At 54.0% G+C, this 10,628-nt stretch carries 12 protein-coding genes; all 12 read left to right on the plus strand.

The genetic code is table 11. The features are described from left to right. The 12 genes from PHO67_03370 (at position 1) to atpC (ending at position 10,609) form a co-directional block, all read left to right on the plus strand. Positions 1-1,479 (plus strand): NADH-quinone oxidoreductase subunit M, encoded by a 1,479-nt coding sequence (locus tag PHO67_03370; protein MDD5546188.1) that lies wholly within the window; start codon positions 1-3, stop codon positions 1,477-1,479. Next, positions 1,476-2,921 carry an NADH-quinone oxidoreductase subunit N gene (locus tag PHO67_03375; GenBank protein ID MDD5546189.1) on the plus strand — a complete coding sequence of 482 codons (1,446 nt, stop codon included), beginning with the start codon at positions 1,476-1,478 and terminating at the stop codon, positions 2,919-2,921. The genes PHO67_03370 and PHO67_03375 overlap by 4 nt, the downstream gene beginning before the upstream one ends. A gap of 8 nt (positions 2,922-2,929) precedes the next feature. Next, the gene (locus PHO67_03380; GenBank protein ID MDD5546190.1) at positions 2,930-4,060 is read left to right on the plus strand and encodes a TIGR02281 family clan AA aspartic protease; all 1,131 of its coding nucleotides are present in this window, start codon (positions 2,930-2,932) and stop codon (positions 4,058-4,060) included. 36 nt (positions 4,061-4,096) lie between these two features. Next, positions 4,097-4,369, plus strand: coding sequence for an AtpZ/AtpI family protein (locus PHO67_03385; protein ID MDD5546191.1), 273 nt, complete (start codon positions 4,097-4,099; stop codon positions 4,367-4,369). Next, positions 4,362-5,111: a F0F1 ATP synthase subunit A gene (gene atpB / locus PHO67_03390; GenBank protein ID MDD5546192.1), complete on the plus strand. Its 750-nt coding sequence runs from the start codon at positions 4,362-4,364 to the stop codon at positions 5,109-5,111. Before PHO67_03385 ends, atpB begins: the two co-directional genes overlap by 8 nt. Before the next feature lie 96 nt (positions 5,112-5,207). Next, positions 5,208-5,438 (plus strand): ATP synthase F0 subunit C, encoded by a 231-nt coding sequence (locus PHO67_03395; protein MDD5546193.1) that lies wholly within the window; start codon positions 5,208-5,210, stop codon positions 5,436-5,438. A gap of 11 nt (positions 5,439-5,449) precedes the next feature. After that, a complete protein-coding gene (gene atpF, locus PHO67_03400; protein MDD5546194.1) occupies positions 5,450-5,947 on the plus strand; it encodes a F0F1 ATP synthase subunit B in 498 nt (165 codons plus the stop codon). Beyond that, positions 5,944-6,492, plus strand: a complete 549-nt coding sequence (gene atpH, locus PHO67_03405; protein ID MDD5546195.1) for an ATP synthase F1 subunit delta — start codon at positions 5,944-5,946, stop codon at positions 6,490-6,492. The genes atpF and atpH overlap by 4 nt, the downstream gene beginning before the upstream one ends. 1 nt (position 6,493) lies before the next feature. After that, positions 6,494-8,029 (plus strand): F0F1 ATP synthase subunit alpha, encoded by a 1,536-nt coding sequence (gene atpA, locus PHO67_03410; GenBank protein MDD5546196.1) that lies wholly within the window; start codon positions 6,494-6,496, stop codon positions 8,027-8,029. Then, complete coding sequence (atpG, locus tag PHO67_03415) at positions 8,013-8,918, plus strand: ATP synthase F1 subunit gamma (protein MDD5546197.1); 906 nt, start codon at positions 8,013-8,015, stop codon at positions 8,916-8,918. Before atpA ends, atpG begins: the two co-directional genes overlap by 17 nt. Positions 8,919-8,922: 4 nt before the next feature. Beyond that, positions 8,923-10,332 carry a F0F1 ATP synthase subunit beta gene (gene atpD, locus PHO67_03420; GenBank protein MDD5546198.1) on the plus strand — a complete coding sequence of 470 codons (1,410 nt, stop codon included), beginning with the start codon at positions 8,923-8,925 and terminating at the stop codon, positions 10,330-10,332. 7 nt (positions 10,333-10,339) lie between these two features. Then, positions 10,340-10,609, plus strand: a complete 270-nt coding sequence (gene atpC, locus PHO67_03425; GenBank protein MDD5546199.1) for an ATP synthase F1 subunit epsilon — start codon at positions 10,340-10,342, stop codon at positions 10,607-10,609. Positions 10,610-10,628: the final 19 nt, after the last annotated feature.

Consider the following 10,628-nt stretch of genomic DNA (forward strand, 5'->3'; position numbering starts at 1 on the left):
ATGCCCTTTCCCCTGTTGACGTCGATAGTCTTCCTGCCGCTTCTCGGCGGGCTGCTTATCCTTTTTATCCCGAAAGAGAGGACCGGGCTGATAAAGACCATAGCCACGGCCGCGACAGGCCTCGCGCTCGTCCTGGCTGCCGCCCTGGTCCTGAAATTCGACTGTGGTGACCTTGCGATGCAGTTTGTTGAGCGGTCACCATGGATACCGCAGATAAACATAAACTATCACCTCGGCGTCGACGGCATCAGCATCGGCCTCGTATTCCTGACCGCGCTCCTGGGTTTCTTCGCCTGCATCGGCTCATACGGAATAAAGGAACGGCAGAAGGAGTATTATTTCCTGTACCTCCTGTTGAATACCGGCATGCTCGGGACGTTTTTGGCGCTCGACCTCTTTCTCTTCTATGCATTCTGGGAGATAGTCCTTGTGCCGATGTATTTCCTGATAGGGATATGGGGAGGCCCGAGGAAAGAATACGCGGCGATCAAGTTCTTCATATATACCCTGGCAGGTTCGGTATTTATGCTCCTTTCGATACTGGCGCTTTATTTCACGTCGAACCCGCACACTTTCAATATGCTCGAGCTCGCGGGTAGCGGCAGCACGCTGGCGAAAGGTTTCCAGATAGCGCTATTTATCGGCTTCTATCTCGGCTTCGCGATAAAAGTCCCCGTATTCCCTTTCCATACTTGGTTGCCTGACGCGCACGTAGAGGCGCCTACTCCGATAAGCGTCCTGCTCGCAGGTGTCCTGCTTAAGATGGGCGGGTACGGTTTCTTCAGGATCAGTTTCCCCATATTAAAGGATGCGGCGATATACTTCGCCCTGCCGTTCGCGATACTCGGCGCGATAAACATCGTCTACGGGGCATTCGTGGCGATGGCGCAGACGGATTTCAAGAAGATGGTCGCATATTCGTCGGTAAGCCATATGGGGTTCGTGATGCTCGGTCTCGCGAGCATGACAGTGACCGGGTTTAACGGCGCGTTGATGCAGATGTTCAACCACGGCGTGATAACCGGCGGCATGTTTCTTCTCGTCGGCGTCCTCTATGACCGCGCCCACACCAGGGACCTTGATAAATTCGGCGGCCTGGGCGCGAAGATGCCGGTCTACGCCGGGATACTTACGGTCTTTACACTCGCCTCGCTCGGCCTGCCGGGATTAAGCGGCTTCGTAAGCGAGTTCATGTCTCTGATAGGCGGTTTCGCGGCGTTCAGGCTGATAACCGTAATATCGGTCCTCGGCATCATAATAACCGCGGGATATTTCCTCTATATGATCCAGCGCGTATTACTGGGTCCGCTCAACCCGGTATGGTCTAAAATAACCGATATAAACAGGCGCGAGATATTTACACTTGCTCCTTTGATGATAGTGATAATAGCCATCGGCGTATATCCTCTCTTGATACTCAACTTCCAGTCGCCGGCCATAATCAACCTGATACGGCATATCGGAGGGGCCCTGTTTTGAGCGTCCTCCTCAGCGTTAAATATTTCTTTCCTGAGATCGTATTGACCGGGTTTGCGGTCGCGGTCTTGATCGTCGGGCTCTTCGTAAAAAGGCGGGCTGTGCTGGGCATGTTCTGCCTGCTCGGAATACTGGCCGCGATCCTGCTCATGCCGCAAAGCTACCAGGCGACATCCCCGCTCTTCTCCGGGATGCTGATCAACGATTCCTTCTCCGAGTTCTTTAAGGAGATCGTATTTCTCGTCGTCGGCCTTGTCATCCTCGTATCGATGGGATACAGGGCATTCTCCGATGAGGACGCGGGCGAGTATTACTTCCTCCTCCTTTCCGTCTTGGTCGCTATGATGATAGCCGCCTCTTCCAATAACCTCATTATGATATATATCGCTCTCGAAGCCGTCTCTCTGATGTCGTATATCCTCGTAGGATTCCTGAAGACCGACCGGCGCTCGAGCGAAGCGGGCCTGAAGTATTTCCTCTTCGGCGCCCTCGCCACCGGCGTGATGCTTTACGGCATATCGTTCATATACGGCCTCTTCGGCACTACCGACCTCGCGGAGATAAGCCGGGTCCTGGCAGCGGGGAACGTCAATATCTTCGCCTCGACGATAGCGCTGCTGCTGATCTTCGCCGGGTTGAGTTTCAAATGCGCGCTTGTGCCGTTCCACATGTGGGTGCCGGACGCCTACCAGGGCGCGCCGACCCCGGTGACCGCGTTAATATCCGCCGGGCCGAAGGCGATAGGTTTCGCGATACTCATTCGCGTATTCCTCAAGAACTTCTTCCCTCTCTTCCCCGGATGGTCGGAGACGGTCTCTGTCATCGCGATAATAACTATGACCGCGGGGAATATCCTTGCCATAAACCAGGAAAATATAAAAAGGCTGCTCGGGTATTCATCCATAGCGCAGGCCGGCTACATATTGATAGGGTTCGTCGTCGGGACCGCTCTGGGGATACAAGGCATGATGTTCTATATACTCGCTTACGTATTGATGAACATCGGCGCGTTCGGCTGCGTGGCGCTCATATCGAACCGGCTCGGGAACGATTACATCGAGGATTACTCGGGCCTCTCGAAACGGGAGCCTGTCCTGGCGTTCCTCCTGACAGTCTTCCTCCTCTCGCTTGCCGGGATCCCGCCGCTGGCCGGATTCTTCGGTAAATTCCTCGTCTTCGCCGCGGCGATAGAATCCAAGTACTATATCCTAGCGATCGCCGGAGTGATAAACAGCGTCCTGGCCATTTATTATTACGTCAAGATAATCAAATTCATGTACCTGGCTGAACCGCGCGCCGGGATGCACGTGTCCGTGCTGCCCGTTCCCGCGACGCCCGGGACCGGGGCCGTAAAACTCGCCCTGATCATTGCCCTTATCGGGATCATCGTTGCCGGCCTCTTCCCCGGCCTTTTTATCGGCTGGATATCCGCGTCGTTACTTTAGGAGACGTGATGGAAAAAAAGCGTTTTTTTGTTCTCATCCTGCTTATTTTCATTTCTCTTCCTCTTTCTGCCGGGGCTGACTCCGTAAAACTTAAGAAGGGCGGCAACCTGTCAGGCATAATCAGGCAGGAGGACGATACCTCGATCACTCTCCAGATAGGCATGGGAACGATGAGTATACAAAAAAAAGAGATAGAGTCTGTCCGTAAAGCCGGCGAAAAAGAAAACTATGCCCTGGACGCTTCCTTCAGGAAGGCAGCCATCGAAAGAGGGACCTTTGTGCCGCCGGGGCTGGAGGAGATGGCGCAAAAATTAAGGACTATGGCCGAGGACAGGAAAAAAGTCGACGGCGCCAAGCGACAGCTCGATTCGCTGAAACAAAGGCTGGAAGACGATTCCGATAAATTCAGGTCTATGAGGTCGGATTTCGACAGGAAGAACGCGGAGGTCAGCGGGATGGACCCAAAAAGCGATGTCCCGCGCTATAACAGCCTGATAACCGAGCTTAATGCGGCCGGCGTCAAGATCTCGGCCCTGTCGGAAGAACTAAACAAGATGAACCCAAGGCTGTCGGAATACCAGAACGCGTACTGGAAGGCGATAACCGAGTACGGCAATGAGATCGGGGATTTCGGCATATACCTGGATAAGACGGCCGAAGACTTCAAGAAACGCGGGATTACCGACGACGAATCCCTCTACCTCGAGACCGCAAGGATATCTCTCGCGGACCTGCAAAAAGGCCTGAACAGGGACGCGATCGCCGTCTCAAAAAGCAACCATGGCATGACGGTAAAGGCCGTGCTTAACGGCGAGGTCACCTGCCTGCTGGCCGTCGATACAGGCGCTGCGGTAGTGGTAATAACGAGATCTATCGCCGACAGGCTCGAGATAAATCCCAGCGATTCGCTGGAAGACGTGCAATTCACGCTGGCCGACGGCAGTATCATCAAAAGCAAGGTCGTTAAGATAAAGAGCGTCCGGGTCGGGAATTCCACGGTCCATGACGTCGCGGCGGCCGTAACGGACAAACCGCCGGGAGCGGGAGTGGACGGGCTCTTGGGTATGTCTTTCCTGAACAACTTTAATATCAAGATGGATGTAGCGAACGGGAAGCTGATACTGGAAACGATAAAATAGCCTCGGTTGAAAATATGCTTGCCGGTGTGTTATAATATGCAGATCGAAGACAGGAAGAAGGCGGATTTCTACAAATGGACCAAGATCTGGGGGCTTCTCTCCTTTGTGCCCGTCGTCCTGGCCGCAGGCCCGCTTGCGGGGTACTTTCTGGGCGATTACCTGGAGAAGAAGATCGGGTACGCGCCTTACCTGTCCCTTATCGGCATGGCGCTCGGTTTCTTCACGAGCATAAGGGAGATAATAAAGATATTGAAGCTGGTCCAGAAGACGGACCCGAAACCAAATAAGTCGGAAAATCGTCATGACTGAAACGCACGCCGCACAACCCGAACTGCAGAATTTCGTGGGGCTTCTCGCCGAGAAGCTCGAGGGGACTCCTTTCGCGCATTTCCTCCTTATCTGGGAGAATGTGATATTCTCTCTGATAATAGTCGCGGTCATTTCCCTTCTCGCCTATTTCGCCTCGAGGAAGAGTTCTATGATCCCGGGCAGGCTACAGCTCTTCATGGAGATGATCGTAGGCGGGCTGGATGATTTCGTCTGCGGGATACTCGGCCCTGACGGGAAAAGGTTCACTCCCTTTATCGGGACGCTCTTCATATATATCCTTTTCATGAACCTCTTAGGGCTTATCCCGTTCTTTAAGTCGTCTACGGCGAACCTCTCGACGACCGTAGCGCTCGCGCTCTGCGTCTTCCTTTACGTCCAATATACCGCGATCAAGGAGAACGGCCTGCTCGGGTACATAGACCACCTGATGGGCAACCCGCGCGGGATAATAGCCTTTACCGTCTTTATTCCTGTCCTCCTTTTTTTCATACACATAATTTCCGAACTTGTAAAACCGGTAAGCCTGGCATTACGTCTCCGCAGCAACATCTGGGCCGAGGATATGTTGCTGGCTGTGTCGGCGCAATTCGGTATCGGCGGAGTGCCGTTATTTCTCTTCAACATGCTTTTGGTCATATTGAGCGGGATCATGCAGGCGGTAGTCTTCAGCCTGCTGACCACCGTATATTTCGCGTTAGTGATGCCGCACCACGAAGAATAGTAACGATTCCCGCTGAAGGCGGGATTAAATTCGGCCTTATAAGTTACGCCGCTGTTGCGCCGCAACTTATGGCCTCATTTAAAAAGGAGGTAGGTAATGGACTACAAGGCTATGCTTTCGATCTCCGTCCCGATAGGGCTGGCGATCGCGGCGTTCGGTTCCGCCATCGCTCTCGGAAAGGCCGTAGCTGCGGCAATGGAGGCGACGGCGAGGCAGCCTGAGGCGTCTATGAAGATACTAATCAACATGATCGCCGGTTGCGCGCTTATCGAGGCCCTGACGATCTACGCTTTGGTGCTCTCTTTCTCTCTTCTCGGAAAGATCTAGCAGATCAAGAGATGGACCTATTAAAGCTGCTTACAACTAATGAGATAGTCGCGCAGATAATAAGTTTCCTTCTGCTCATGGCCCTTCTGCGCGTATTCGCGTGGAAGAAACTGCTCAAACTGCTCGACGACAGGCGCGCGCGGATCGCCTCGGAGTTCAAGAAGATCGAGGATGCGCAGGCCGCGGTCGAGCGCATGAGGTCCGACTACGGCAAGAAGCTCGCGGATATCGAGTCCGAGTCCCGCGCCAGGATACAGGAGGCCATAAACGAGGGGAAGCAGTTCTCCCTGGAGATAAGGGAGAACGCGCGGCAGGAAGCGCGCGCCATCCTGGACAAGGCGCAGGAAAATATAGAGAATGAGGTCTTAAAGGCCAGGCAGGAATTGAAGGAAAGGGTCGTCGAGCTTACGCTCGGCACGACCGAGAAACTCCTAAAGGAGAAGATCACCGGCGAAAAGGACAAAAAACTCGCCTCTGATTTCCTTGATGAGCTCGAGAAGGTCAAATGAGTGACAGGGCAGTCGCGAGAAGATACGCCGATGGGTTCCTCGCCTTCGCCAAGGATACGATAGGGACGAAAAAGGGCCTCGAGGAGATAATCTCTTTCGGGGAAATCTTGAACGAGAACCCGGAGCTTTCGAAATTCCTTGAGAACCCTGAGATAACCTGCGCGGAGAAATCCGGATTCGTGGATGCTGCCTTCAAGTCCATCCTCTCTATTGAGACGCGGGACTTCATAAAATTGATAATCGAGAAACGCCGCAGCGAAGAAGCAGTCGATATCGCCGACGAGGCGAAGATACTCTATCGCCGCGAGATGGGGATAGAGAAGGCCGTAATAAAAAGCGCGAAGCCGCTGCCGCAGGATATAGTCCGGATGATCAAGGACAGGCTCGAGGGCAAATTCGAGAAAAAACTTGAATTTGAGATAGCGATAGACCCCGGCCTCCTCGGCGGGGTGCAGGCGACCGTAGGCAATATCGTCATAGACGGCTCGGTGAAAAGGAAACTCTACGAATTAAAGGAATATCTAATGGAGAGCAAGGTAGAATAATATGGCGATAAGACCCGAAGAAGTCGCTTCAGTGATCAGGAAAGAACTGGAAAAATTCAAGTCGAAGATGAAGATGGAGTCCGTCGGCACGGTGCTCCAGGTCGGGGACGGGATCGCCCGTGTTTACGGCCTCGACGATGTAATGGCCGGCGAGCTCGTCGAACTGCCTGGAGGGATCATGGGCATGGTCCTCAACCTTGAGGAAGAGAGCGTTGGCGTCGTCATCTTCGGTTCCGATGAGACCATAAAAGACGGCGATACCGTCAAGAGGACGGGAAAGATCGTGCAGGTGCCCGTCGGCAAGGCGCTTGTCGGGCGCGTAGTCGACGCTCTGGGAAATCCTATAGACGATAAGGGGCCTGTCGTGACTGACAAATTCAGGCCTGTCGAAGGGCATTCCCCGAACGTCATCCAGCGCCAGCCGGTAAAGGAACCGCTCCAGACCGGGATAAAAGCCATCGATTCGATGATACCCATAGGCCGCGGGCAGCGCGAACTTATAATCGGCGACAGGCAAATAGGAAAGACCGCTATCGCCGTCGATACGATAATAAACCAGAAAGACAAGGATATATACTGTATATACGTCGCCGTAGGGCAAAAGCTTTCCACCATCGTTTCGGTGGCCGAAACGCTGGCTAAATATGGGGCCATGGATTATACGGTGATCGTAAGCTCGCCGGCAGAGGCCCCTGCCCCGCTGCAATACCTGGCTCCGTACGCGGGATGCGCTATCGGTGAGGAGTTTATGTATAACGGTAAACACGCGCTTGTGATATATGACGACCTTTCAAAACACGCGCAGGCTTACAGGCAGCTCTCGCTCCTGTTGAGGCGTCCGCCGGGCCGCGAGGCGTATCCGGGGGACATCTTCTATCTCCACTCCAGGCTTCTCGAGCGCGCCGCGAAACTATCGGATGATCTCGGCGGAGGTTCGCTTACGGCCCTGCCTTTCATAGAAACGCAGGCCGGCGACATAACAAGCTATATCCCTACGAATGTCATCTCCATCACCGACGGGCAAATATACCTTGAGGCCGACCTCTTCTACGCAGGGGTAAGGCCGGCCATAAACGTCGGGCTCTCGGTATCGCGCGTCGGAGGCAAGGCGCAGACGAAGGCGATGAAGGGCGTAGCCGGAAGGCTGAGGATAGACCTGGCGCAATACCGCGAACTTGTGGCTTTCGCCCAGTTTGGTTCGGAGCTCGACAAAGTGACCCAGGCTCAGCTTACGCGCGGGGAAAGGATGACCGAGATACTGAAGCAGGGCCAGTACGAGCCCCTCCCCTTATCAAAGCAGGTCATGATAATCTACGCCGGGACAAAGGGCTATCTCGACGATATGCCGCTAGACTGGATCAAGAAGTTCGAGTCGGGTTTCTATAAGTTCATGGGCGAGAAATACCCGGACGTCGAGCACGAGATAGAAACCAAGAAAGAGCTTAGCGACGCGCTGACAAAAAAACTCGACAAGGCCATACTGGAATTCAAGAACCAGTTTTCCGAGCCGCTGGTAAGAAATGATACTATCACTTAGGCAGATAAAGAGAAGGATAAAAAGCGTCGAGAGCACGAAGAAGATAACGCGCGCGATGCAGATGGTCTCTACGGCTAAATTCAAGAGAAGCGAGGATATGCTCTATATCGGAAGGCCCTATTACCTGAAACTCGATTCGATACTCCAGAAGCTCATCGCAAGCCTTAAGCCCGAGGAACTGGGGACGCATCCCCTCCTCGAGGATAGGGCCGAGAAGAAAAATCTCGCGATCTGCTTGATCACCTCGGACAGCGGGCTATGCAGCGTATATAATAACAACATCATTCGCGTCACGGAAGATTTCATAGAGCAGCACGGCAAGGAAAAGATCAAACTTGTCGCCATCGGGCGCAAGGGTTTCGCGTATTTCGCAAAGCGCGACGTGAAGATCGCGAAGAGCTATATCGGGCTTCATGGCCGCTACTCCCCCGAGACGGCCGATGAGATAGCGGACGCCCTCACCGGGATGTTCCTGAGCGGGGAGGCCGATGAAGTGTATATTGCGCACACGCATTTCGGGTCGGCGATGAGATACCACACGAGGGTAAGGAAACTCCTTAACATCGTCCCTGCTCCTCCGGGTGCCGGGACGGCGGAACCGAAGGAGCGCGCCGCAAGGGAAGGCGAGATAGAGTTTATCGCCGAACCGAGCATGGAAAAAATATTAAAAGACCTTATACCAAGATACGTTTCAGTCAAGACAAGGCTGATACTGCTCGATGCGTTCACTTCCGAGCATTCGGCAAGGATGATGGCCATGCAGACGGCGACTGATAACGCAGTCGAATTGATCGACAGCCTTACCATGCTGAGGAACAAGGCGCGGCAGGCCTCTATAACAGGTGAAGTGCTCCAGGTCGCGACAACGGCCGAAGCTTTGAAAGGATAAATAAATGGCATACGGCGAAGTCATACAGGTAATAGGTCCGAGCGTAGACGTAAGGTTCCCCGAACATCAGATGCCGAGGATATTAAACGCGATAAAGATCGAGGATAAGGATAGGAATATAGGCCTTACCCTCGAGGTCGCTCAGCATATCGGCAATGACACGGTCCGCTGTATCGCCCTCGCCTCGACCGATGGTTTGGTCCGGGGAATGAAGGCGCTCGATACCGGCAATACGATAACCGTCCCGGTCGGCGAGCAGACCCTGGGGAGGATATTCAATCTCCTCGGCACGCCCATAGACAATAAAGGCGCGCTCCCGAACCCGGAGAAGAGATACTCCATACACAGGGATCCCCCCTCTTTTGAGGAGCAGCTTACCGTATCGTCGATGCTCGAGACCGGGCTTAAGGTGATCGACTTGCTCGCGCCTTATCCGAAAGGCGGCAAGATCGGCCTGTTCGGCGGCGCCGGCGTCGGCAAGACCGTTATAGTCATGGAACTTATCAGAAGTATCGCGACCGAGCACGGCGGCGTATCTGTCTTCGGCGGAGTCGGCGAACGCACGAGGGAAGGAAACGACCTCTGGCTCGAACTGAACGAATCCGGAGTCGTCAAAAAGACCGCGCTCGTCTTCGGGCAGATGAACGAGCCGCCCGGGGCGAGATTGCGCGTCGGCCTTTCGGCCCTGACGATGGCAGAGTATTTCCGCGACGAGGAGGGCATGAACGTCCTCCTGTTCATCGATAACATATTCAGGTTCGTACAGGCCGGCTCAGAGGTCTCTACTCTCCTCGGCCGCATGCCCTCTGCCGTAGGCTACCAGCCGACCCTCGGCACGGAGATGGCCGAACTCCAGGAGAGGATCACTTCGACCAAGCGCGGCTCGATCACTTCCGTGCAGGCCATATATGTCCCGGCCGACGACCTGACCGACCCGGCCCCGGCAACGACATTCTCGCACCTCGACGCTACAACGGTCCTCTCGCGCAAGATATCCGACCTCGGCATATACCCTGCGGTCGACCCGCTCGACTCGACCTCGAGGATACTCGATCCGAGGATACTCGGCGAAGACCACTACAATACGGCAAGGAATATCCAGAAGGTCCTTCAGAGGTATAAAGACCTGCAGGACATCATAGCCATACTCGGTATCGATGAGCTTTCCGAAGAGGATAAGTTGACGGTCGCCCGCGCCAGGAAGATACAGAAATTTTTCTCCCAGCCGTTCTTCGTCGCCGAGGCGTTCACCGGCATCAAAGGCAAATACGTAAAGCTCGCGGACACGATAAAGGGGTTCAAAATGATACTCGAGGGCAAACTCGACGATGTGCCGGAACAGGCGTTCTTCATGGTAGGGCCTATCGAGGAAGCGATCGAGAAGGGCGAGCAATTAAAACGCGAAAGCGCATGAACGGCTGATGGCTGAAAAATTATTTAAAATAAGCATTACTACTCCCGAAAAGACGATATTCGAGGGCGAGATATCCTCCCTTGTGGCGCCGGGAGAGGGGGGCTATTTCGGGGTACTGGTCGACCATGCCCCGCTTATTGCGAACATCATCCCCGGGAAGATAACAATTAAAGATACGTCGGAGCAGCCTACGGTATTCAAGTGCAAAAGCACCGGCATACTTGAAGTCCTCAAGAACAACGTAAATATACTGGTAGACTCGGCGGAGCGCGTTTGAATACTTTAAGCGCGAAGAT

Source organism: Candidatus Omnitrophota bacterium, from assembly GCA_028716565.1.
Classification (GTDB): Bacteria; Omnitrophota; Gorgyraeia; order Pluralincolimonadales; family Pluralincolimonadaceae; genus Pluralincolimonas.

Bases quoted from the DNA above. Each gene is read 5' to 3' on its own strand.
- PHO67_03370 (MDD5546188.1), top strand. From the start codon at position 1: ATGCCCTTTCCCCTGTTGACGTCGATAGTCTTCCTGCCGCTTCTCGGC.
- PHO67_03380 (MDD5546190.1), top strand. From the start codon at position 2,930: ATGGAAAAAAAGCGTTTTTTTGTTCTCATCCTGCTTATTTTCATTTCT.
- PHO67_03385 (MDD5546191.1), top strand. From the start codon at position 4,097: ATGCAGATCGAAGACAGGAAGAAGGCGGATTTCTACAAATGGACCAAG.
- atpB (MDD5546192.1), top strand. From the start codon at position 4,362: ATGACTGAAACGCACGCCGCACAACCCGAACTGCAGAATTTCGTGGGG.
- PHO67_03395 (MDD5546193.1), top strand. From the start codon at position 5,208: ATGGACTACAAGGCTATGCTTTCGATCTCCGTCCCGATAGGGCTGGCG.
- atpF (MDD5546194.1), top strand. From the start codon at position 5,450: ATGGACCTATTAAAGCTGCTTACAACTAATGAGATAGTCGCGCAGATA.
- atpH (MDD5546195.1), top strand. From the start codon at position 5,944: ATGAGTGACAGGGCAGTCGCGAGAAGATACGCCGATGGGTTCCTCGCC.
- atpA (MDD5546196.1), top strand. From the start codon at position 6,494: ATGGCGATAAGACCCGAAGAAGTCGCTTCAGTGATCAGGAAAGAACTG.
- atpG (MDD5546197.1), top strand. From the start codon at position 8,013: ATGATACTATCACTTAGGCAGATAAAGAGAAGGATAAAAAGCGTCGAG.
- atpD (MDD5546198.1), top strand. From the start codon at position 8,923: ATGGCATACGGCGAAGTCATACAGGTAATAGGTCCGAGCGTAGACGTA.
- atpC (MDD5546199.1), top strand. From the start codon at position 10,340: ATGGCTGAAAAATTATTTAAAATAAGCATTACTACTCCCGAAAAGACG.